This is a genomic window from Rhizobium sp. FG113, assembly GCF_057809895.1.
In genome coordinates this window covers 251,368-272,687 of record NZ_JBMDKV010000005.1, presented here as the reverse complement: position 1 = coordinate 272,687, position 21,320 = coordinate 251,368, and the positions used below count along the sequence as shown (strand labels likewise).

20 protein-coding genes are annotated in these 21,320 nt (G+C 64.9%); 8 read left to right on the top strand and 12 right to left on the bottom strand.

Annotated features, from left to right (window positions below):
- Positions 1 to 240: 240 nt before the first annotated feature.
- On the top strand, positions 241 to 1,950 hold the full coding sequence (gene leuA / locus ACODTZ_RS16095) for a 2-isopropylmalate synthase (protein ID WP_112941099.1): 1,710 nt from the start codon (positions 241 to 243) through the stop codon (positions 1,948 to 1,950).
- A 75-nt stretch (positions 1,951 to 2,025) separates the two neighbouring features.
- Here leuA and ACODTZ_RS16090 read toward each other — a convergent pair whose 3' ends face one another.
- The 4 genes from ACODTZ_RS16090 to ACODTZ_RS16075 form a co-directional block, all read right to left on the bottom strand.
- Positions 2,026 to 2,868 carry an anti-sigma factor family protein gene (locus ACODTZ_RS16090; protein WP_047506169.1) on the bottom strand — a complete coding sequence of 281 codons (843 nt, stop codon included), beginning with the start codon at positions 2,866 to 2,868 and terminating at the stop codon, positions 2,026 to 2,028.
- Between the two features lies 1 nt (position 2,869).
- Entirely contained in the window at positions 2,870 to 3,376 is a 507-nt protein-coding gene (locus ACODTZ_RS16085) for an RNA polymerase sigma factor (protein WP_018897343.1), read from the bottom strand.
- A gap of 173 nt (positions 3,377 to 3,549) precedes the next feature.
- Complete coding sequence (locus ACODTZ_RS16080) at positions 3,550 to 4,110, bottom strand: tetratricopeptide repeat protein (protein WP_209235004.1); 561 nt, start codon at positions 4,108 to 4,110, stop codon at positions 3,550 to 3,552.
- Positions 4,111 to 4,257: 147 nt separating this feature from the next.
- The gene (locus tag ACODTZ_RS16075; protein WP_018897345.1) at positions 4,258 to 5,166 is read right to left on the bottom strand and encodes a metallophosphoesterase family protein; all 909 of its coding nucleotides are present in this window, start codon (positions 5,164 to 5,166) and stop codon (positions 4,258 to 4,260) included.
- 122 nt (positions 5,167 to 5,288) lie between these two features.
- Here ACODTZ_RS16075 and ACODTZ_RS16070 point away from each other — a divergent pair, with 122 nt between their 5' ends.
- Positions 5,289 to 5,726: an NUDIX domain-containing protein gene (locus ACODTZ_RS16070; protein WP_489026805.1), complete on the top strand. Its 438-nt coding sequence runs from the start codon at positions 5,289 to 5,291 to the stop codon at positions 5,724 to 5,726.
- Positions 5,727 to 5,747: 21 nt separating this feature from the next.
- Here ACODTZ_RS16070 and ACODTZ_RS16065 read toward each other — a convergent pair whose 3' ends face one another.
- Both ACODTZ_RS16065 and ACODTZ_RS16060 read right to left on the bottom strand, forming a co-directional pair.
- Positions 5,748 to 6,734: a glutathione S-transferase family protein gene (locus ACODTZ_RS16065; RefSeq protein ID WP_489026765.1), complete on the bottom strand. Its 987-nt coding sequence runs from the start codon at positions 6,732 to 6,734 to the stop codon at positions 5,748 to 5,750.
- A gap of 115 nt (positions 6,735 to 6,849) precedes the next feature.
- Positions 6,850 to 7,740 (bottom strand): LysR family transcriptional regulator, encoded by an 891-nt coding sequence (locus tag ACODTZ_RS16060; RefSeq protein WP_489026764.1) that lies wholly within the window; start codon positions 7,738 to 7,740, stop codon positions 6,850 to 6,852.
- Positions 7,741 to 7,835: 95 nt separating this feature from the next.
- On the opposite strand from ACODTZ_RS16060, the gene ACODTZ_RS16055 reads away from it, so the two are divergent.
- The 3 genes from ACODTZ_RS16055 (at position 7,836) to ACODTZ_RS16045 (ending at position 11,038) form a co-directional block, all read left to right on the top strand.
- Positions 7,836 to 8,939, top strand: coding sequence for an aldo/keto reductase (locus tag ACODTZ_RS16055; protein WP_489026763.1), 1,104 nt, complete (start codon positions 7,836 to 7,838; stop codon positions 8,937 to 8,939).
- Positions 8,940 to 9,151: 212 nt separating this feature from the next.
- On the top strand, positions 9,152 to 9,652 hold the full coding sequence (locus tag ACODTZ_RS16050; RefSeq protein WP_111562890.1) for a GNAT family N-acetyltransferase: 501 nt from the start codon (positions 9,152 to 9,154) through the stop codon (positions 9,650 to 9,652).
- 72 nt (positions 9,653 to 9,724) lie between these two features.
- Positions 9,725 to 11,038, top strand: coding sequence for an MFS transporter (locus tag ACODTZ_RS16045; protein WP_489026762.1), 1,314 nt, complete (start codon positions 9,725 to 9,727; stop codon positions 11,036 to 11,038).
- A gap of 8 nt (positions 11,039 to 11,046) precedes the next feature.
- On the opposite strand, the gene ACODTZ_RS16040 is transcribed toward ACODTZ_RS16045, so the two are convergent.
- From ACODTZ_RS16040 to ACODTZ_RS16020, 5 genes are read right to left on the bottom strand one after another with little or no spacing between them, the layout of a single operon-like run.
- Positions 11,047 to 11,475: a GNAT family N-acetyltransferase gene (locus ACODTZ_RS16040; protein ID WP_489026761.1), complete on the bottom strand. Its 429-nt coding sequence runs from the start codon at positions 11,473 to 11,475 to the stop codon at positions 11,047 to 11,049.
- 4 nt (positions 11,476 to 11,479) lie between these two features.
- On the bottom strand, positions 11,480 to 13,549 hold the full coding sequence (locus ACODTZ_RS16035; RefSeq protein ID WP_489026760.1) for a hypothetical protein: 2,070 nt from the start codon (positions 13,547 to 13,549) through the stop codon (positions 11,480 to 11,482).
- Position 13,550: 1 nt separating this feature from the next.
- Positions 13,551 to 16,361, bottom strand: a complete 2,811-nt coding sequence (locus ACODTZ_RS16030) for a DUF4159 domain-containing protein (RefSeq protein ID WP_489026759.1) — start codon at positions 16,359 to 16,361, stop codon at positions 13,551 to 13,553.
- Complete coding sequence (locus tag ACODTZ_RS16025) at positions 16,358 to 17,278, bottom strand: DUF58 domain-containing protein (protein WP_047506140.1); 921 nt, start codon at positions 17,276 to 17,278, stop codon at positions 16,358 to 16,360. The genes ACODTZ_RS16030 and ACODTZ_RS16025 overlap by 4 nt, the downstream gene beginning before the upstream one ends.
- 22 nt (positions 17,279 to 17,300) lie before the next feature.
- A complete protein-coding gene (locus ACODTZ_RS16020) occupies positions 17,301 to 18,311 on the bottom strand; it encodes an AAA family ATPase (protein WP_489026758.1) in 1,011 nt (336 codons plus the stop codon).
- A gap of 162 nt (positions 18,312 to 18,473) precedes the next feature.
- Between ACODTZ_RS16020 and ACODTZ_RS16015 the strand changes: the two genes are divergently transcribed.
- The 3 genes from ACODTZ_RS16015 to ACODTZ_RS16005 are packed head-to-tail and all read left to right on the top strand — an operon-like array spanning position 18,474 to position 20,994.
- Positions 18,474 to 19,097 (top strand): DUF1285 domain-containing protein, encoded by a 624-nt coding sequence (locus ACODTZ_RS16015; RefSeq protein ID WP_489026757.1) that lies wholly within the window; start codon positions 18,474 to 18,476, stop codon positions 19,095 to 19,097.
- On the top strand, positions 19,094 to 19,744 hold the full coding sequence (locus tag ACODTZ_RS16010; protein ID WP_489026756.1) for a CoA pyrophosphatase: 651 nt from the start codon (positions 19,094 to 19,096) through the stop codon (positions 19,742 to 19,744). Before ACODTZ_RS16015 ends, ACODTZ_RS16010 begins: the two co-directional genes overlap by 4 nt.
- Complete coding sequence (locus ACODTZ_RS16005) at positions 19,741 to 20,994, top strand: CCA tRNA nucleotidyltransferase (protein ID WP_489026755.1); 1,254 nt, start codon at positions 19,741 to 19,743, stop codon at positions 20,992 to 20,994. The genes ACODTZ_RS16010 and ACODTZ_RS16005 overlap by 4 nt, the downstream gene beginning before the upstream one ends.
- On the opposite strand, the gene ACODTZ_RS16000 is transcribed toward ACODTZ_RS16005, so the two are convergent.
- Positions 20,995 to 21,180, bottom strand: a complete 186-nt coding sequence (locus ACODTZ_RS16000) for a DUF1059 domain-containing protein (RefSeq protein ID WP_018897362.1) — start codon at positions 21,178 to 21,180, stop codon at positions 20,995 to 20,997. It abuts the gene before it with no gap.
- Between the last annotated feature and the right edge of the window lie 140 nt (positions 21,181 to 21,320).

The window sequence follows — 21,320 nt, the reverse complement described above, 5'->3', positions numbered from 1 at the left end:
CGCGGGCGTATCGCCCTGCGCGACAATACGCGCGCCCTGACCTCGCTTCTTCTCCTCGGCCTTACGCGCGGTTGCCGGGTCCGTTGAGGAGCGCCCGGCGGCCCAAAGCCCGCCGGCCATAGCTCCTCTTCACATATCCCAAAAATCGATAAACCGGACGCTTTGCGCCGGATTCGTCATCGCCAACAGGCAGGCCATGCGCTATGACGCGGCCAGATGACGGGAATAGGAAGAGAAGACATGGACACGAAGACCCGCTCCCACGGCATGCCTGATGCGGCGATGAAGTATCGCCCTTATCCGCAGGTCAACATCCCCGATCGCACATGGCCGACCAAGACGCTGACCAAGGCGCCGATCTGGTGTTCCGTGGATCTGCGCGACGGCAACCAGGCTCTGGTCGACCCGATGGGCCACGACCGCAAGGCGCGGATGTTCCAGCTGCTGCTCGACATGGGCTTCAAGGAAATCGAGATCGGATTCCCGTCGGCCTCGCAGACCGATTTCGACTTCGCGCGCTGGTGTGTCGAGCAGGGCAATGTGCCCGACGACGTGTCGCTGCAGGTGCTGGTGCAGTGCCGTCCCGAGCTGATCACGCGCACCTTCGAAGCCCTGGAAGGCGCGAACAAGCCGATCGTGCATTTCTATAACTCGACCAGCGAGCTGCAGCGCCGTGTCGTGTTCGCCAAGGACGTCAACGGCATCAAGCAGATCGCGGTCGACGCGGCGAAGATGATTTCCGACATGGCGGCCAAGGCCGGTGGCGGTTATCGCTTCGAATATTCGCCCGAGAGCTTCACCGGCACCGAGCTGGAAGTGGCGCTGGAAATCTGCAATTCGGTCATCGAGGTGATGAAGCCGACGCCCGACAACAAGCTGATCATCAACCTGCCGTCGACCGTCGAAATGGCGACGCCGAACGTCTATGCCGACCAGATCGAATGGATGTGCCGCAATCTCGACAATCGCGAGAACCTGATCATCTCGCTGCATCCGCATAACGACCGCGGCACCGGCATCGCCGCCGCCGAGCTGGCCTTGCTGGCGGGCGCCGATCGTGTCGAGGGCACGCTGTTCGGCAATGGCGAGCGCACCGGCAATGTCGACGTCGTGACGATGGCGCTGAACATGTTCACGCAGGGTGTGGATCCGGAGATCGACTGCTCGGATATCGTGCGCATGAAGGACGTGTTCGAATATTCCAACCAGATGCCGATCGGCGAGCGCCATCCTTATGTCGGCGAACTGGTCTATACGGCGTTTTCCGGCTCGCACCAGGATGCGATCAACAAGGGCATGAAGGCGATCAAGGTTGCCAATCACCCGGTCTGGGAAGTGCCGTATCTGCCGATCGATCCGCAGGATGTCGGCCGCTCCTATGAGGCGATCATCCGCATCAACTCGCAGTCCGGCAAGGGCGGCATCGCCTATATCCTGCAGCAGGATTACGGCCTCAACCTGCCGCGCAACCTGCAGGTGGAGTATCGCGAGGAGATCCAGCGGATCACCGACGAAGAGGGCAAGGAGCTGCCGTCGAAGCGGATTTACGACCACTTCATCGAGCGCTACGTGACGCAGCCGAAGGGCCGCATCAAGTTCGTCGACCACCAGACCTTCGCCGATCCCGAGCGCAAGGGCGTTCGCGTGGTTTCCGCCGAGATCACCGATAACGGCGTGACGAAGACGATCGAGGGACGCGGCAACGGCCCGATCGACGGCTTCATCAATGCGCTCTCCGAGTATCTCGGGGTCGAGATGGCGGTGCAGGACTATTCCGAGCACTCGCTGCAGCACGGCTCGAACGCCTCGGCGATTTCCTATGTCGAGACGTCCTATCCCGGCGGCAAGCTCTTCGGCGCCGGCATCAGCACCAACATCGTCGGCGCGTCGCTGGAAGCGATTGTCTCGGCGGCGAACCGGGTGCTTGATGTGAGGGCCGGCAAGGCCTGATCGTAGGCCACGGAAGCATCAAGCGGGCGTCGCATGCGGCGCCCGCTTTCTTATGTGCGTTTCATTATTGAGGTTTCAAATCGCGGTGGCGATCTGCATGGCGAGCTGGCTGAGCGATGCCTCGGAGGAGGGGCCGATCAGCATGTAGGAGGTGCCGGCATTGTGCCAGGTGACCAGGCCGATCTCGTCGCGGATCGTTTCCTTGAAATCCTCGGCGTCTTCAGGTTGGTTGTCCTTGCGGAAGGCGATGGTGGCGAGGTCGCCGTCCGAGCTGGTGTAGACCAGCTGGCCGACCGGGCGGCCGCCGGCGAGCGTTACGCGGGCGCCCTGGAAGGTCCAGCCCTCGGAAACGAGATCAGGGACGCGGAAGGCGACGCCGACGGAGGTGGTGAGCCAGGTGGAGATTTCTTCCGGCTGCGTGGCCGGGACTTCGAAGATGTGGCGAGGCTGGCGGGCGAGCAATCTCTGGTTGGCGAGCATGTCGCCCAGCCATTCCGTCGCTTCGCTGGTCTGCGCGGCATCGATGGCCTGCGCGGTCTGCGACGCGGTGTGACCGGCGCCGACGATATAGCCGATGCCGCAACCGGCGATGAGAAGCACGATCGCGGCCACCAGCGCCTGCGGACCCGAGGGCGCGAACTTGAACGGCTGGCGCGACTGGCGCGGCGCGACGGGGGCCTTGGGCGGTTGCACGCTCTTGATCGAGCGCACCAGCGCCAGCGGAACCGGTTCCTTCAGGATGTCGTCGAGCCGGCGCTTGCCGAAATCGGCGCCGTTGCGCAGCTTGTCGTAGATCCGCCGCGCGCCGTCGTCGGTTGCCAGGCGCTGTTCGAGCTCGTGCTTCTGCTCGGGCGTCGTCTCGCCATCGAGAAGGGCGGTCAGCTGGGCATCGAGCGGCAGTTTCTTGAAGTCGAGCAAATCAGAACCTGTGGGAATGGTCGTCGGCGAGGCTGGCGAAGTGCAGTTTCGCCTGCGCCAGCTGCGACATGATGAGGGTGGGGGCGACGCCCATGATGTCGCCGGCCTGCTGGTAGCCATGGCCTTCGATCGACACCAGCAGGAAGGCGCTGGCGATGCCCTCGGGCATCTCCGCGATCATCCGATGGATCGCGTCGGAATCGATGATGGCGGCGCGGTCGCGCGTGGCCGTGCGGATATCGGTGACGTTGGTCTTGTTGACCGCATGCGGCTTGCGCTTGCGGTGGTCCTCGCTCCATTGCTGGCGCATAAGCGTGTAGACCCAGCTGTCGAGCCGGCCTTCGCCCTGCCATTGATTGCTCTTGGCAATCGCCCGCTGACAGCCGGCCTGGACGAGTTCGTCGGCGCCGGCCGCATCACCCGCGAGCGTCATCGCGAACCGCCGCAACCGGGGCAGAAGACCCACAAGATCGCGTCTGATGTCGATGGTCGTCACAGGTTGACGCATGGTTTTCCCAAGGTGAATGCCTGGTATCGGGAGCCGTTATGGAGCCGTGACCTGGCGCAAGTGCGAATTATATCGTCTCTGTGTCCTTTATGAAACAAATCGCCGCTGCTTCGCAAGCAAAAGGCCACTTATCTCACGGGTTCCCAAAGCTTTTTTCGGGTGATCCCTCGGGCTCAATAGGTCCTGTAGCCGTGGAGCGACTGAAGGAGCGAGCGGTAGGCCCACGTGTTCTCGCCGCCGCGGTCGCGGATCTCGACCAGCTGCACGCGCGCGCCCTGTTCATCACCCTGTTCCATCAAAGCTTGGCCCATATATGACCGTGCGAGAATATAGTTCCCGTCGGCCTGCAGCGCCTTGCGATAATAGGACATGCCAAGCTCCATCCGCCCGGCCTTGCGGTTGGCGTAGCCCAGATAGTTCAGGATGCGCGGATCGTTCTGGTTGCGGGCTAGGTTGAGCACGGTGATGGCGTTGTCGTACTGCCCGGCATAGGCGAATTCGCGGGCGGCCTTGTAGAGATCGTCGTCGTTGAAGGTCTGCTTGTTCGGCGTGACGCATTCCTTCTTCTTCTTGTCCCAGACCTTGCCGTCGGCGCACTTGGTGGTGGTTTCGGTCTTTGGTGGCGGCTTGGTTTCGTCGGTCTCTTCGCCGGCGGCGAAGGCGGGGGCAGAGAAGGTGAGGGCGAGGCAGCCGGCGAGCGCAAGGCCGCGGAGCGTACGGGTGGTGGATGGCATGCGACGTCTCCGAATATAAGATCGCTAATATAAGGAGTGTACGCCTAGATCGGGAAATACCAAGAGGCGATCGGCCCCGATCTATCGTTTTTCGCCTGAGTTCGCGCAGTGATTCAACTTGCGGCGAAACTGATTCCGGAAATGGCGCTAAAGCCTGAAGATATCGACGCTTTCCGGGTTGATGTCGTCGCCCGACGGGCTGAGGCTGAAGCGTTCGCCCTTGAGGCTCCAGGCGCCAGGGGAGCCATCGATGCTGAAGAGATTGTAGGCGGCGGGCGGCTTCGAGCCGCCGGGGCCTTGCGAGCCCGAGGCAATGCCGACAACAGGAACCGGTCCGGTCTGGCCGCGCAGCCAGTGCACCGTGTTCAGGTGGGTGTGGCCATGCAGCACGAGCTCGGCGCCGCCGGTGGAGATGACGGCGGCGAAACGGCGGATGCCGATCATGCGCTTGTGGAAGGATGTGGCGCCACGGATCGGCGGATGGTGGATCATGACGACGCGAAACAGCCCGGCTTCGCCGGCGGCGCGCAGCATGTTCACCGTCTCGCGGGCCTGTCTTTCGCCGAAGAAGCCGCTGGCGGCAAAGGGCGGCGTTGCCACCGCCGTCGAGCAGCCGACGATCGCGACTTTTCCGCGAATGCGCAGATAGGGGAAGATGTGCTTGTTTTCCTGCCATTCGGCAGGGGCGAGATCGCCGCGTACGTTATCGTACCAGGCGCGCATCGACTTTTCGTAGGCGCCGGGCACATAGGCGTCGTGATTGCCGGGCACGACGGAGTAATCCTTGGGGTCGCCGAGTTCGCGCAGCCAGCCGGCGGCGGCGCGGATTTCAAGCCCGCTTGCGAGATTGACGAGATCGCCCGTGATCGCCATGTGATCCGGCTGCTTTTCTCTTATATCGTCGAGCAGCAGATCCAGCGTGCCGCCGAAAAGGTGCTTGCGCCGATTGCGATGCCAGTTCACAAAGCCGGTGATACGCTTGGAAAAGAGTTCACGGAAAGAGATGTGGGGCAGCGGCCCGAGATGGACGTCTGAAATGTGCGCGAGCTTGAACATGGGTGCACACATAGCTCACGGCAGCCGTATTTCAAACACATCTCCTCGCACATCTGCTTGAACGGATTGATGGAATTGGAAGACGCGTGAAAGAAATCCGCCACTGGCAATCGCGCCTGATGATGCGCGTGGTGCATATCTACTTCGCCTTCGCGCGTGGAATGACCATGGGCGTGCGCGCCGCCTGCTTCGATGACAGGGGGCATGTGTTTCTCGTGCGGCACAGCTACGTGCCCGGCTGGCACATGCCGGGCGGCGGTATCGAGCGCAACGAGACGGCCGAGGACGCGCTCGTCAAGGAGCTGCGCGAGGAGGGCAATCTCGTGATTGTCGGACGGCCGGAGCTCGTTCAGGTCTATCTCAACACATCGGCCACGCGGCGCGACCATGTCGTGTTCTATCGCGCCAATGTCGAGCAGACGGCGCCGAGGGCGCCGGACCGCGAGATCGTCGAATGCGGTTTCTTCGCGCTCGACGCTTTGCCGGAGGGGACGACGGCGTCGACGCACCGTCGTCTTGCTGAAATTGCCGGGGAGCGGCAGCCCGACCAGGTCTGGTAGGCCGGGCCGTATAACTTACGTTTAAGCGGCGGCGCGTTCGCCGCGGCCGTGCGGGCGGTCGAGGTCCAGTTCCGGGCCGACGGGTACGATACCGGTCGGGTTGATCGTCTTGTGGCTGCGGTAGTAGTGGTCCTTGATGTGGCGGAAGTCGACCGTCTCCTTGATCCCTGAGGTCTGGTAGAGATCGCGCAGATAGGCCGAGAGGTTCGGGTAGTCGGCGATGCGGCGGATGTTGCATTTGAAGTGGCCGACATAGACGGGGTCGAAGCGCACCAGCGTGGTGAAGAGCCGCCAGTCTGCCTCGGTCAGCCGGTCGCCAAAGAGATAGCGGCCCTTGCCGAGGCGGTCTTCCAGCATGTCGAGCGTTTCGAAGAGCTTGAGCACGCTTTCCGAATAGGCGTCCTGGGCGGTGGCGAAGCCTGCCTTGTAGACGCCGTTGTTGACGGTGTCGTAGATAAGCGCGTTCAGATCGTCGATCTCGGCGCGGAGGTCCTGCGGGTAGAAATCGGTGGTCGAGCCGGTCAGCGCGTCGAAGGCGCTGTTGAACATGCGGATGATCTCGGCGGATTCGTTGCTGACGATGGTGTTTGTCTTCTTGTCCCACAGAACGGGCACGGTGACGCGGCCGGAATAGTGCGGATCGGCCTTCACATAGATGTCGGAGAGCGCCTTGGCGCCGAAGAGCGGATCGCCGGTGGCGCCGTCGCCGACCTTGAATTCCCAGCCCTTTTCCAGCATCAGCGGATCGACGACGGAGACCGAGATCAGGTCTTCCAGACGCTTCAGCTTGCGGAAGATCAGCGTGCGGTGCGCCCAGGGACAGGCAAGGGATACGTAGAGATGATAGCGCCCAGCCTCGGCCTTGAAGCCTTCCTTGCCCGATGGACCGGCGCTGCCATCCGGCGTGATCCAGTTGCGGAATTGCGAGGCGGCGCGCTTGAAGTGACCCTTTGTCTCCTTCGTATCGTACCAGACGTCCTGCCAGACGCCGTCGACCAGCATACCCATTGCGTCACTCCTTCGATCTTTCGTTGCCCGTTAGATATCGCGCTTGGGCGGATTTTGCAGTGGGGCAAAGATTGAACAGTGCGTCACGCGCTGATTGCGCCCGGCGGTGCGATTGCTACTTGACGCTCAAGGCGGCGATCAGCGCGCGCAGCGCCGGCGGCGATTGGCGGCGGCTCGGGTGGTAGAGGTGGAAGCCGGGGAAGGGCGGGCACCAGTCGTCGAGCACCTGCACCAGTGCGCCGGAGGCGATCTCGTCGGCCACGTCGTGCTCCATCATATAGCCGAGCCCGACGCCGGCGCGAACTGCGGCTGCCGGAAGCTCGCCATCATTGACGATAAGCGGGCCGCTGGTGCGGATCTTGATCTCCTTGCCGTCTTTCTCGAACTCCCAGGGGAGCAGCCCGCCCGAGGTCGTCAGCCGGTAACCGATGCAGGCGTGGCGTTCGAGATCGTAGGGTGTGTCCGGCGGCGGAATGCGGGCGAAGTAGGAAGGCGTGCCGACCACGACGGTGCGCAGCTCAGGCCCTACGCGCACCGCAATCATGTCCTTCGCCACCGTTTCGCCAAGGCGGATGCCGGCGTCGAAGCCTGATGTGACGATATCCGTCAGCCCGTCCTGGATGATCACCTCGACGTTGATATCGGGATGGGCGAGCAGGAAGGCGGGGAGCTTCGGCACCAGCACCATTCTGGCGGCGTAGGCGAAGGTGGTGATGCGGACGGTGCCGGAGGGGTTGTCGCGCCATTCGGCCAGTGCCTCGAGGCCGCCTTCGATACCTGATAGTGCCGGGTTGAGCGATTGCAAAAGCCGCTCTCCGGCCTCGGTCGGCGCCACGCTGCGGGTGGTGCGGGCAAGCAGCCGGACGCCCAACCGCTCCTCCAGGCCGCGCATCGCGTGGCTGAGTGCCGAGGGCGACATGCCGAGGACGGCGGCAGCGCGCGTAAAGCTGCGCTCGCGGGCGACGGCGGCAAAGGCGAGGAGATCGTTGAGCGTTCCGCGTTCCATTGCTGCATTCTGCTCACAAGTTCATGCGACGGGCAACCGCTAATCCCGTGGGCGATGCCGGCCTAAATGGAGGGGTGTGAACAAGGAGCACGGATATGGACCTTACCAGCTATCGCACCCTCGGCCGCTCGGGACTGATCGTCAGCCCGCTGGCGCTTGGCACCATGACCTTCGGCGCCGGGCGATGGGGCGCCAACGAGCAGACCTCGCGGGCGCTGTTTGACGCCTATGTCGATGCCGGCGGCAATTTCATCGATACGGCCGACATCTATTCGGCCGGCCGCAGCGAGGAGATGCTTGGCGCGTTTCTCTCCGACAGCGGGCAGCGCGACCGGCTGGTGGTGGCGACCAAATCGGGATTTCCGCGCGGCGCGGGCACACCGCTCTGGGGCGGCAACGGGGCGAAGAACATCCGCCTCGGTATCGAGGGATCGCTGAAGCGGCTGCGCACCGACTATATCGATATGTACTGGATGCATGTGTGGGACCAGACGACGCCGGCCGATGAAGTGTTGCAGACGCTTTCCGATGCCGTGCGCGCCGGCAAGATCCTGCATTACGGCTTTTCCAACACGCCCGCCTGGTATGTGGCGCGGATCGCGACGCTTGCCGAGGCGCATGGACTGCCGAAGCCGATCGGCCTGCAATATGCCTATTCGCTGATCGATCGCGGCGTCGAGCTCGACCTCATGCCTGCCGGCGCAGAATTCGGGCTTGGCATGGTACCCTGGAGCCCGCTTGCGGCGGGTCTTTTGACCGGCAAATACGGCCGCGAGATGCTGGCCGAGGCCGGGCGCGCCACGGCCTTGCCCGACAAGACCTCGGAGACATCGGAAAGCGGCAGCAATGGCCGGCTGAACGGCGACAATCCTTTCGGTGGCATGCTGTTTACCGAGCGCAATTTCGATGTGGTCGATGTGGTGACCTCGGTCGCGGCCGAGATCGGCCGGTCGGCGGCGGAGGTGGCGCTTGCCTGGGTGGCGCGGCGCGCCGGCGTCTCTTCGGTGCTGATCGGCGCCAGCCGGGTGGAGCAGCTGCAACAGAACATCGCTTCGCTTGATGTTGATCTCGACGAGGCGATGCTGGAGAGGCTGGAGCAGGCAAGCGCGCTGCCGCTGCTCAACCCCTATTTCATCTTCCAGATGCCGACCAGCCGACTGTTCGGCGGCCAGACGGTCGAGCGCTGGGCGAGGGGATGACATCAGCTGCCACCGCCGTTTCGACGGCGGTGGCTTCCATCGCGACGTTTTCCCATAGACGACCGATTTTTTTCCTGCTATCGGCCTTTTCACGATTTCAGGAACCCGATTTGATGTCCGCATACAGAACCCTGCGACGACGCTGATGCTCCCGAACGCCCATGGGCGTGTTCGAGAACCCATCATTTTGTCTATCCGGTTTCTGTCTCTTCATGCACAAGCACGATCTGGTCTACCTCACTGAGGACGCGTCTCACGACGCCGCTATCGAACACATCAACGAAGAAGCATTCGGCCCAGGCCGGCACACCCGCGCCGCGGCCCGCATCCGCGAGCAGGGGCCGCATGATCTGTCGCTGTCCTTCATCTGCGCCGATGACGGCGAGACGATCGCGTCGGTCCGGATGACACCCGTCATGGCCGGCGACGTGCCCGGCCATCTGCTCGGCCCGCTCGCCGTTCGCCCTTCGCACAAGAACCGCGGCATCGGCCGCGAGCTTGTGCGGATCGCGGTGGAAGCGGCCAAGCGCAACGGCTCCGAGGCCGTCATCCTCGTCGGCGATCCGCCCTATTACGGGCCGCTCGGCTTCGAGAAGGTCGCCTATAACGCGCTGACATTTCCGGGGCCGGTCGATCCCGGCCGGGTGCTTGTCGTGCCGCTCGGCGAGGACGTGCATGGCCGGCTGAAGGGCACGATCGGCTGGCGCAAATAGGCCATCTGTTCTATTGAGCTATGACGGAGGCCGCGCTTCGCGTGGTCTTTCATAGGCTTGAGGGGGACAGGCATGAGTCGCGTTTCAATCGACGAGGCGCTGGATCGCGCGGGGACCGGACCGTTTCAACGGCGGCTTCTCGGCATTTTCGGCCTTGTCTGGACGGCGGATGCGATGCAGGTGCTTGCGGTCGGCTTTACCGCCGCCTCGATCGCCGCGAGCTTCGGGCTGACGGTACCGCAGGCGCTGCAGACCGGCACGCTGTTCTTCCTTGGGATGCTCATCGGCGCCTATGCCTTCGGCCGGCTGGCCGACAAGGTCGGGCGGCGCAATGTGCTGTTGCTCACTGTCGCCTGCGACGCGGTGTTCGGGGCGCTGTCGGTTTTCGCGCCGAGTTTCACCATCCTGCTTGTCCTGCGCTTTCTCACCGGTGTGGCCGTCGGCGGCACGCTGCCGGTCGATTATGCGATGATGGCGGAGTTCCTGCCATCGAAAAGCCGTGGCCGCTGGCTGGTGGCGCTTGAGGGTTTCTGGGCGATCGGAACGCTGATCGTGGCGCTTGCTGCATGGGCTGCCAGTGTCGCGGGCGTTCAGGATGCCTGGCGCTACATCTTCGCGGTGACGGCGGTGCCTGCCATCCTCGGGCTCGGTCTGCGCCTCTTCGTGCCGGAATCGCCGCTCTATCTCTTGCGCGGCGGGCGCGGCGAGGAGGCGAAGAAGACGATCAACCGGGTGCTCGTGGCGAACGGCAAGCCCGTGCTCGGCGCCGACGACCAGCTGGTCTCGCCGGCGCACGCGGCCTCCGAAGGCGTGTTTTCGGGCGCGCTTCGCCGTCGCACTGTCATGATCCTGGCGATCTGGTTCCTCGTGTCGGTCTCCTATTACGGCGTCTTCACCTGGATGCCGGCGAAGCTTGCGGGCGATGGCTTCGGCTTCGTCCGGGGTTACGGCTTCCTGGTTTTCGTGGCGCTGGCACAGATCCCCGGCTATGCGCTCGCCGCCTATGGCGTCGAGGCCTGGGGCCGCAAGCCGACGCTGATCGGCTTCTGCCTTCTGTCGGCGGCGGGCTGCCTGCTGTTCGTCATCTCCAGCGTCGATATCATGGTCGGTGCGTCGCTGCTGATCATGAGCTTCGCACTGCTTGGGACATGGGGCGCGCTCTACGCCTATACGCCGGAGCTCTACCCGACCGCGGTGCGGGCGACCGGCATGGGCACGGCCGGTGCTGTCGCGCGACTTGGTGGTCTTCTCGCGCCGTCGCTGATGGCGCTGGTCGTCTCCGAAGGGCTCGGCATTGCGATCGGCCTCTTCGCCGGCTTCCTCGTGATCTCGGCGCTGGCGGCCGTGGCGATCGATTCGGAGACGCGACAGGCGTCGATCGCCTGAGGGGGCCTTCAGGTTTCGGGCGTCAGCGCCTTGCGCAGAAACGTCCGCGTGCGACCCTTCGGGAAGTCCGGCAGTTCGCCGAAGATCTCGTATCCCTGTTTCCGATAGGCCTTGAGCGCCGTTGGGCTGAAGGTGTCGATCCAGGCGCCGTGGCAGCCGCGATTGGCGGCTTCGTGTTCGGCCATGGAGAGCAGGCGGCCGGCGAGGCCGGTGCCGCGGTGGTTTTCCGGGATGAAGAGCAGCTGGGTGAAGAGCCAGCCCCAGGCGGTGTAGCCGGAGAGCCCTCCGATCACCTTTCCATCCTCGTCGCGGATCAGTACCGCCAACGTCTGGCGATCGGCCGGGCCGACGTCGGCGTGGTTGAAGGCAGTGAGGGTCTCGCCGATGACCGCGAGGTCATCGGGGGAGGGCGTGGCGGTCAGTTCCAGTTGCGGCATTGCCTCAGCGGCCCTCGCGCCACCACATGGCGCCGAAGGCGAGCAGCAGGATGCCGACGCCGGCGAAGCCCGCGAAGAGCGGCAGGGTGTTGATGCCCTTCAGCACCGTCTCGTTGGTCAGGCGGATCTGCATGCGGTCGTCGTCGGCGACGCGGATCTGGCCGCGCACCGGCAGGATCGGTGGTATCTCGACGTTGCCGTCGGTATCCGAGACGCGGGCGACGAGGCCTCGTGTCTTGTCCGATATCGGCTTCAGCACGTCGGGCGTCGAGATCATCGCCTTGAACTCCGGCGCATCGACTGCGCCGACATGCACGAGCGTGCTCATCTCGCCGTTACGGATCTCGAACAGGCCGATTTCGTCCATACGCTTCTCGGCCTTGAAGAGGCCGGGCTCGGACTGGACGAGCGGCAGGGTCTCGGTCTTGCCGGAGGGGTAGCGCACGGTGGCGTTGCCGGGATTGTCGCCGATGGTCTGGCGGGTGATCTCGAGCGTGCGGCCGGAGGCGCGGGCTGTAAGTGCTTCCTCTTCCAACGCCGGCTCCTTCATCAGCCAGTGGGCGACGCGGCGATAGAGCGAGACGTGTGGGCCGCCACCTTCGAAGCCACGAGCCCAGAGCCAGCCCTGATCGGACAGGAGCATGGCGACGCGGCCCTGGCCGGCGCGGTTCAGCACTAGGAGCGGATTATTGTCGGCGCCGACCATGACGGTCTCGCCCTGCGGCGGCTCGACGCCGACCGAGCGGAACCAGCGGCCCCAATGCGGCGGTTCGTCGGTGGAGCCGTCGAGACCACGGGTGACGGGGTGCTTCTTGCCTTCGTCGGAGAGGCGCGGATAGAAGGCCTTCTCGACCATCTGGCCGGTCGGGGCGGCGGGGAGAACCGAGGATAGCGGCGTCAGCGCGATCGAATCCGGGCCGGCATGCTCGGGACCTGCGGCGATCAGGAGCGCGCCGCCGTTTTCGACATATTGCGCGATGTAATCATAATAGAGGATCGGCAGCACGCCGCGATGCTGATAGCGGTCGAAAATGATCAGGTCGAAATCCTTGATCTTGTCGACGAAGAGCTCGCGGGTCGGAAACGCGATCAGCGACAGTTCGTTGATCGGCGTGCCGTCCTGCTTTTCCGGCGGGCGCAGGATGGTGAAGTGCACGAGATCGACGGAGGCGTCGGATTTCAAGAGGTTGCGCCAGGCGCGCTCGCCGGCATGCGGCTCGCCGGAAACCAGCAGCACGCGCAGGTTCTCGCGGATGCCGTCGATGACGTGGACGGCGCGGTTGTTGGCTTGCGTGACTTCGCCGGGAAGGGCGGCGACCGAGAATTCCAGCACGTTGCTGCCGCCGCGCTCGACCTTGAAGGAGAAGGGCGTGTCGCGGCCGGGCGTTGCCTGCAGCGTGGCGATCTCGTTGCCGTTCAGCTTCACCGTCACGTCGGCGGTGCCGCCGGGGCTCGGGCCGTCGTCGAAGACGCGCAGCACCAGTTGCTGCTCCTCGTTGACGATGCCGAAGCGCGGCGCCTTGATGACCTCGATGCGGCGGTCGAATTCGTTGGCCTTGCCCGTGATCAGGCCGTGGATCGGGGCGTCGAAGCCGAGCGCCTGGTTGACGCCGGGCACGTCGTGGATCTGGCCGTCGGTGAGCATGATGGCGCCGCCGATGCGAGCGGGCGGCACGTCGGCGACGGCGGCAGACAGCGCGTTGAAGAGACGCGTCGAGGGGGCGTCGGAATCTTCCGGCTCGGTGGCGTCGACATAGCGCGGCTCGACATTCGGGAAGCGGGCGAGGCGGTCCTTCAGCGCGGCCAGTGCGTCGTCGGTCATCTTGATGCGCTCGGGCGTCTGCTGGCTCTGGCTACGGTCGACGATAACGGGGACGACCGTCGAGAGCTGCTCGCGGTCTTCCTGCATCAGCAGCGGATTGGCAAGCGCTGCCAAAAGCGCCAGCGCCGCGACGGTGCGGATCCACGCGCCGCGTACGCCCCTGAAGATGGCGAGTGCTGCGATAGCGACGACGATGATCGTGAGGCCAGCTAGCAGCGGCCAGGGAATGAAGGGCGCGAAATCAACGGTCATGTCACTGCCCCAGCCGTTCGAGGAGGGCGGGGATGTGGACCTGGTCGGTCTTGTAGTTGCCTGTGAGCATATACATCATGATGTTGACGCCGCTGCGATAGGCGTATTCGCGCTGCGCCTCGTCAGGGGGCACTGTCGGCAGCAGCGGGACGCCATTGTCGTCCACGGCCCATGCGCCGGCGAAATCATTGCCCGTGATCAGGATCGGCGAGACGCCATCGGCGGTTGCCGCGGACTTTGCGTTGTTGGAGCGATTATCCTGGCGCGCCTCGATCCAGAGCGGGCTGCCGGCATAGCGGCCGGGGAAGCTCGACAGAAGATAGAAGGACTTGGTGAGCACGTGGTCGGAGGGGACCGGCTCCAGCGGCGGGATGTCGAGATTGGCCAGAATCTGCTGCAGGCGCTCGCCATTGGCGCTGCTGCCGCCGCTGTTGTCGAGCGCGCTGAACTGGTCGCGGGTGTCGAAGAGCACGGTGCCACCGGCGCGCATATAGGCGTCGATGCGGTTGATCGAGGCGGCTGACGGCATGGGCGCGGAGGCGGAAATCGGCCAGTAGATGATCGGATAGAAGGAGAGCTCGTCCTTGGTCAGGTCGAGGCCGACGGCGGCGGCGGGTTCGAGCGTGGTGCGGAAGGTGAGATATTCGGTCAGGCCCTCGAGGCCACGCTCGGAGATGCGGTCGACCTCGGCCTCGCCGGTGACGACATAGGCGAGGTGGGTGTTGTCGAGCCGCTGGAAGATCTGCTCGTCGCCGGGCTTGCTGTCGTCGGCGCGCGACTGGCCGGGTTGCACCAGGAAGGCGGCGCTGACGGCGACCGCGATCATTGCAGCCGTTCGGGCGGCCGGGCGCAGGCGCGAGAAGGCGCCGCTCATGAACATGACGATCAGGCTGTCGGCCAGCAGAAGCAGGAAGGCGATGAGGAAGAGCGAGGGCTTGGCCGACCATGTCTCGCCGCCGATCAGGCCTTCGCGCACCAGCGTCACGCCCGAGGCATCGAGGGGTTTGAGTTCGGCATTCGCGGGCAGGACGTTCAAGGCAATGAACCCTTCCTCGGAGCCATAGAGGCCCGGCGGATTTTCGAAGCTCGCCACAGGGGCGGCCTTGGCGTTGGGGATCAGCGGTCGCGCCGCGCCGGTCTCGGTGGTGAGCGCGCCCTTGGCGGTCAGGAGCCGGAAGGGCGGCAGTGCTTCGGCGGTGGTGGCACCGCCGGATTGCGAGGTGACGCCGCCGGAGCGCGACAATTGAACGAGGCGGCGCAGCATCTCGACGAAATTGCCTGAGATCGGCAGGTCGGACCATGTGGCCTCGGCGCTGACGTGGAAGAGCACGATGCGGCCTGATGTCATCGGCTTCATCGTTACCAGCGGGGTTCCGTCGGCAAGGCTAGCCCAGGTGCGTTCGGCCAGATCCGGCGTCGGCTCCGCCAGCACCTGGCGTTTGACGGTGACGTCGGTCGGGCGTGCCATGCCGGCGAAAGGGCCGAAATTGGGGAACTCTGCCAGCTGCTGCGGCTCGGCCCAGGAGAGCGCGCCGCCGAGCGCGCGTTCGCCCTGGCGAAGCGTGACCGGCACCAGCGGGTCGTCGGCGGGCGCGGCGGCGAGGCGCGGGCCGGCGAAGCGGATGAGCGTGCCGCCATTGTTGATCCAGCGCTGCAGCGGATCATAGGTTTCCTGCGGCAGGCGGCCGATATCGGCCATGACGATGACCGAGGGGTTCTGCGCCAGGAGATCGGGAATGGAGGTGGCGAGATCGGGCGCGTTCGGCTCGATCAGGTCGGCATAGGGCTGCAAGGCGCGCTGGATGTAATAGAGCGGCGACAGCAACGGCTGGAAGCTGTCGCTGGCCTCGCCGGACAGAAGCACGACGCGGCGGCGCTTGAAGCCGTCGTCGAGCAGGTGGACGGCGCCTGCCGTTGCGTGATTGTCGATGCTGAGCCGCGCGAAGTCGTTGCGCATCTCGAAGGGGGCGGTGATCGAGCCCGAGGCCACGGACTGGCCGGGCTGGAAGGAGACGGAGCCCGAGGCGATGGCGCGGCCCTGCGCGTCCTGTGCTGTCAGCGGCAGGGTGGCGGCCGAGGCGCCGTCGAGGCGGGTCGCGGTGACGGTCATGGCGTCGGCGGCGTTGTTGGCGCCTGTTATTGCCACCGTCTGCGCGGCGTCGCCGGCGATCAGGCGCAGCTGGCCGGGCTGCAGGTCGGAGAGTTGGCGCACGGTGGCGTCGTTGTCGTTGGCGGCGGCACCATCGGTCAGGAAGGCGAGCGTGCCGGGATGCACGCCGTTCAGCGCGGCGCGCAGCGCCTCGAAGGCGCGCTGGCGGTCGGGCACCAGGGGCTGCGGTTCGGCGGCGCGCAGTTTTTCGCGAGCGACGGCGGCGGTGCCGGCGACGGCATCGTTGCTTGGATCGGCGGTGAAGGTGATGGAGACGGGCAGGCCGGCGCTATCGGCGTCGTCGATCAGTGCCTCGGCGGTCTGCACGCGGCGTTCCCAGTCGGGCGCGGTCGCCCAGCCATTATCGACGAAGAGCACGAGCGGGCCACCCGTGGCGATCGAACTGGTGCGCGGGTTGAAGACCGGATCGGCGATGGCGAGGATGACGGCGGCGGCGAGCAACATGCGCAGCAGCGTCAGCCACCAGGGGCTTTGGGCCGGCGTTTCCTCGCGCTTCAAAACGGTGGCGAGGATGCGCAGCGGCGGGAAGACTTCCGTCTTCGGGCGCGGCGGGGTCAGGCGCAGCAGCCACCAGATGACGGGAAGCGCCACAAGCGCGCCGAGAATGGCCGGATAGGCAAAGGCAAAGGGAAGCGCGTTCACAGCTGGCCTCCATGCGTTGCCTTGCCGGGCATGCCCGAGAGATGCATGTGGACGGCGACCAGCGCCTCGGAGGCGAGGTGATCGGTGCGATGGCTGATGAAGGTCCAGCCGAGGTGGCGCAGGCTCTGGCCAAGACCATCGCGGCGGCCGAGATAGGCGCGCGTATAAGCGTCGCGGATATTCTCGGCGCGGCCGGAAGTGAGCTTCGAGCCGGTCTCGGGATCGGTGAACTCGGTGCGGCCGGTATAGGGAAACAGCTCCTCGGCGGGATCTGCCACCTCGATAACGTGGCCGCGCAGGCCGCGACGGGCGAGCGGGCCGATGCGAGCCATCACGGCCTCGGCATCATCGAGGAAATCGCCGATCAGCACGAGGTCGCTCGAGCCGCGGATCATGGCGGTATCCGGCAGACCGCCGGTCAAGGGCGCGTGCATCAGGGCGACGGCCAGGCGCTCGGCGGCGTTGCGTGCGGAGATCGGTTCCATCACGCCGGGGCAGCCGACGCGTTCACCGGAGCGGGCGAGGATTTCGGCGAGCGCCAGCATGATGACGAACGCACGGCTTTCCTTGGAGACGCTGCCGAAGGTCGACTTGTACATCATCGACGGCGACATGTCGGCCCAGAGCCAGATGGTGTGGGCCGCTTCCCATTCGCGGTCGCGAATATAGGTGTGGTCGTCGCGGGCCGAGCGGCGCCAGTCGATGCGCGCCAGACTTTCGCCTTCGCTATAGGGCCGGAACTGCCAGAAATTCTCGCCGATCCCTCGCTTGCGGCGGCCGTGCCAGCCGGCGATCACGGTGTTGGCGATCCGCTTGGCCTCGACGAGGCAATCCGGCAGCAGGCTGGCGCGCTGCCTTGCACGTGCAAGGGCATCGCTGCCTGGGGTCGGAGTGACGGTCTGTCCGATCGATGCCACGCGTGAGGCTTCCTTCCTGAGCTTAGCCCTTGGCCTGCTTGACCAGCCCGGCGATCACGTCGCGCACCGACATGCCCTCGGCACGGGCAGCAAAAGTCAGCGCCATGCGATGCTGCAGCACGGGTTCGGCCAGCGCGTGGACATCATCGAGCGACGGGGCGAGGCGGCCTTCATAGAGCGCGCGGGCGCGGGCGCAGAGCATCATCGCCTGGCCGGCGCGCGGGCCGGGGCCCCAGGCGACGTTCTTGTCGGTTGCGGCGTTGCCCTGGCCGGGGCGGGCGGAGCGGACGAGCGCCAGGATGCCATCGACCACCTTGTCGCTGACGGGCATCTGGCGGATCAGCGTCTGGATCTCGATCAGGCGCTCGGCGCTGAGCACCGCCTGCGGCTTGGTTTCGGCAAGACCCGTGGTGTCAAGCAGAATCTGCCGTTCCGCGGCGAGTTCCGGGTAGTTGACGTCAACCTGCAGCAGGAAGCGGTCGAGCTGTGCTTCGGGCAGAGGATAGGTGCCTTCCTGCTCCAGCGGGTTCTGGGTAGCGAGCACGTGGAAGGGCGTCGGCAGGTCGTAGCGCTGGCCGGCGACGGTGATGTGGTACTCCTGCATCGACTGCAGCAGCGCCGACTGGGTGCGCGGCGATGCGCGGTTGATTTCGTCGGCCATCAGCAGCTGTGCGAAGACGGGACCCTTGACGAAGCGAAAGGAGCGGCGGCCGGTCTCGTCCTGGTCCATCACTTCGGAGCCGAGGATATCGGATGGCATCAGGTCGGGTGTGAACTGGATGCGGTTGGCGCCGAGGCCGAGCACTTCGCCGAGCGTGGTGACGAGCTTGGTCTTGGCAAGACCGGGGACGCCGACGAGCAGGGCGTGGCCGCCCGAGAGAACGGCAAGCAGCGTGTTTTCGACGACGCTTTCCTGGCCGAAGATCACCTTGGAGACCTCGCTCCTCACTGTGGCGATATCGGCAAGCGCTTTTTCTGCTGCGGCGACGATCGCCTTTTCATCGAGGGGGGCTTCGGTCTTCATCATACCCATCAGGCATCTCTCCAGCGGCTGATCTCATTCGTCGCGAATCGTCGGACTTTTACACGTGTGCCTCATACCCGATAGAGTTATGAAGATGTTGCGGGCTGACAAGTTCGTTTCGAATGACTATCTCGTGACATTCCTGCGTTAAGTGCAAACAGAGACGGAACAATGGCAACCGAAGAGATCAAGGCAGCGACCGATGCCGCGGATCTGGCCGCGCTGATTTCGCGCGCCGCGGGCGATGGTGGCGATGCGAAACGCGGTCTTCCGCCCGTCGAGAAATGGAATCCGCCGTTCTGCGGCGATATCGACATGGAGATCCGCGCCGACGGGACGTGGTTCTACATGGGGACGCCGATCGGCCGTGCGCCTCTGGTGCGGCTGTTTTCCACGGTTCTGCGCAAGGATGAGGATGGCAAGACATACCTCGTAACTCCTGTGGAAAAAGTCGGTATCCGGATCGTCGATGCGCCGTTCCTCGCTGTCGAGATGAACGCCTCCGTCAGGGACGGGCAGGCGGTGCTGACCTTTCGCACCAATGTCGGCGATGTCATCGAGGCTGGCAAGGCGCATCCGATCAGGTTTGTCATCCACGGCGATAACAATGAGTTGAAGCCGTACCTGCACGTGCGCGGCCGGTTGGAGGCGCTGGTGTCGCGGGCTGTCATGTATCAACTCGTGGAACTCGGCGAGACTGTTGATGTCGATGGCGTCCCTATGTTCTGCCTGCGCTCGGGCGGCGAGACCTTTCCCGTGATGCCGGCGGCCGAACTGGATGCGCTGTCGCGATGAGCCAGATTCAGACCAAGGACGGCGCGCTTTATTCCGCAGCCGAATTCAGACGCCGGGCAATGCACCAGATGGGCGGGCCGGTCGATCTGTCGTGGCGCGAGCATGGCGATCATATCCTGAACCCCGAGATCGTCGCCAAGGTGGAGACGTTCAAGCTCAGGGACGCAGCCGTGCTGGTGCCTGTCATCGACGACGGCGACGAGGCGCGGGTGATCTTCACCAAGCGCACCTCGACGCTGCGCGAGCATTCCGGCCAGATCGCCTTTCCCGGCGGCAAGATCGATGGCGCGGACGAGACGCCGGAGCAGGCCGCCGTGCGCGAGGCCGACGAGGAGATCGGGCTGAAGGGTTCGTTCGTCGAGACCGTGGCGCGGCTGCCTGTTTATCTGGCCTCGACGGGGTTTCGGATCACGCCCGTGCTGGCGGTGGTGCAGCCGGGCTTTGCTCTCACGCTCAATCCCGATGAGGTCGACGACGTTTTCGAGGTGCCGCTCTCCTTCCTGATGGCGCCTGGAAACCACATTCGCGACAAGCGAATGATCGACGGGCTCGACCGACATTTCTATCGTATGCCCTATGAAACCAGAATGATCTGGGGCATCACCGCGGGCATTGTCCGCACGCTTTACGAAAGGCTCTACGCATGACCAACCTTGCTCACGAAGCATGGTTCAACGACCCGGCGCTGAAGCGCGTTTTCTCGCTGCTGAATGCCGATGGCGGCGAGGGGCGCGTGGTGGGGGGCGCCGTGCGCAACAGCCTGATGGGGCTTGATGTCAGCGATATCGACGTGGCGACAACGCTGACGCCTGATGTGGTGATCGAGCGCGCCAAGGAGGCCGGGATCAAGGCGGTGCCGACGGGCGTCGAGCATGGCACGGTGACGCTCGTCATCGACCGCAAGCCGTTTGAGGTGACGACGCTGCGCGCCGATGTCGAGACCGACGGGCGTCGGGCGACGGTGGCGTTCAGCACCGACTGGCAGACGGATGCCGAGCGGCGCGACCTCACCATCAACGCGCTCTATGTGGGCGAGAGCGGCGAGGTGGTCGATCTCGTGGGCGGGCTTGCCGATATCGAGAAGCGCAACATCCGCTTCATCGGCGATGCCGCGACCAGGATCAAGGAAGACTATCTGCGCATCCTGCGCTTTTTCCGCTTCTTTGCCTATTACGGCTCGGGGCGGCCGGATGCGGATGGGTTGCGGGCGGCCGCGGCTGCCCGCTCCAAGCTTTCGACGCTGTCGGCCGAGCGGGTGTGGTCGGAGATGCGCAAGCTGTTGTCGGCGGAAGATCCGGGGCGGGCACTGTTGTGGATGCGCACCGTGGGCGCGCTGACGGAAATTCTGCCGGAGACCGAAAAGTGGGGCATCGATGCGATCCCGGCGCTGATCGCGACCGAGAAGGCGCTTGGCTGGGCGCCAGATCCGCTGCTGAGGTTGGCCGCGATCGTGCCGCCCGACGCCAAGCGGCTGGAGGCGATGGCGGCGCGGCTGAAGCTCGCCAATGCGGAAGCGGCGGTCTTCAAGGCGTGGGCTAATGCGGCGCCCATCAACGACGAGATGTCGACGGCGGCCTTCGACCGTCTGCTCTATCGTAATGGTGCCGAGGGTATCATCACGCGGCTGAAGCTGGCGCTTGCGGTGGCGCGCGGGAAGGCCGAGGGCGACATGGCGGAGATGGCCCGATCGGCGCGGCTGAACAAGCTGCTCGACCATGCCAATGCATGGGTAAAGCCGAGCTTTCCTGTGAATGGCGGAGATGTGATGGCGGCAGGCATTCCGTCGGGCCGGCAGGTCGGGGAGACGCTGGCCGCGCTGGAACATCAGTGGGTGGAGGAAAACTTCGCCTCCGACCGGGCGACGTTGCTCGCCCGGCTTTCTGATCGCGTTAAATGATCAGGCCGCGTTCGCTTCGTTGCGGATGCGGGCCTTGATGTTGTCGACCATGTTTTCGCGGATGATGGTTTCGCCATGCGCGGATTTCATGTGGTCGACGGCGCGGCGCACGACTTCGGCGTCGTCGCTTGCGCGCGTGTGCCAGCTGCATCCGGGGACCAGCGTTCCACATTCGAAAAGTCTCATCGTCTCCTCCTGACTTGAGTTCTCAATGACGCTTATGCGTTTTGTGGGAATGCTCCAGGGACGGGAATGTTCCGGCCGGTTGTCGCACCGGCCGTAGGGATCGCATGTTTCACGCGATCGTCGATGTGTCCGTTCCCCGG

Bases quoted from the DNA above. Each gene is read 5' to 3' on its own strand.
- ACODTZ_RS16070 (WP_489026805.1), top strand. From the start codon at position 5,289: ATGCGCGTGGTGCATATCTACTTCGCCTTCGCGCGTGGAATGACCATG.
- ACODTZ_RS16075 (WP_018897345.1), bottom strand. From the start codon at position 5,166: ATGTTCAAGCTCGCGCACATTTCAGACGTCCATCTCGGGCCGCTGCCC.
- ACODTZ_RS16010 (WP_489026756.1), top strand. From the start codon at position 19,094: ATGAGCCAGATTCAGACCAAGGACGGCGCGCTTTATTCCGCAGCCGAA.
- ACODTZ_RS16040 (WP_489026761.1), bottom strand. From the start codon at position 11,475: ATGCCGCAACTGGAACTGACCGCCACGCCCTCCCCCGATGACCTCGCG.
- ACODTZ_RS16085 (WP_018897343.1), bottom strand. From the start codon at position 3,376: ATGCGTCAACCTGTGACGACCATCGACATCAGACGCGATCTTGTGGGT.
- ACODTZ_RS16060 (WP_489026764.1), bottom strand. From the start codon at position 7,740: ATGGAACGCGGAACGCTCAACGATCTCCTCGCCTTTGCCGCCGTCGCC.
- ACODTZ_RS16035 (WP_489026760.1), bottom strand. From the start codon at position 13,549: ATGACCGTTGATTTCGCGCCCTTCATTCCCTGGCCGCTGCTAGCTGGC.
- ACODTZ_RS16065 (WP_489026765.1), bottom strand. From the start codon at position 6,734: ATGGGTATGCTGGTCGACGGCGTCTGGCAGGACGTCTGGTACGATACG.
- leuA (WP_112941099.1), top strand. From the start codon at position 241: ATGGACACGAAGACCCGCTCCCACGGCATGCCTGATGCGGCGATGAAG.
- ACODTZ_RS16015 (WP_489026757.1), top strand. From the start codon at position 18,474: ATGGCAACCGAAGAGATCAAGGCAGCGACCGATGCCGCGGATCTGGCC.
- ACODTZ_RS16045 (WP_489026762.1), top strand. From the start codon at position 9,725: ATGAGTCGCGTTTCAATCGACGAGGCGCTGGATCGCGCGGGGACCGGA.
- ACODTZ_RS16050 (WP_111562890.1), top strand. From the start codon at position 9,152: ATGCACAAGCACGATCTGGTCTACCTCACTGAGGACGCGTCTCACGAC.
- ACODTZ_RS16005 (WP_489026755.1), top strand. From the start codon at position 19,741: ATGACCAACCTTGCTCACGAAGCATGGTTCAACGACCCGGCGCTGAAG.
- ACODTZ_RS16080 (WP_209235004.1), bottom strand. From the start codon at position 4,110: ATGCCATCCACCACCCGTACGCTCCGCGGCCTTGCGCTCGCCGGCTGC.
- ACODTZ_RS16000 (WP_018897362.1), bottom strand. From the start codon at position 21,180: ATGAGACTTTTCGAATGTGGAACGCTGGTCCCCGGATGCAGCTGGCAC.
- ACODTZ_RS16020 (WP_489026758.1), bottom strand. From the start codon at position 18,311: ATGGGTATGATGAAGACCGAAGCCCCCCTCGATGAAAAGGCGATCGTC.
- ACODTZ_RS16055 (WP_489026763.1), top strand. From the start codon at position 7,836: ATGGACCTTACCAGCTATCGCACCCTCGGCCGCTCGGGACTGATCGTC.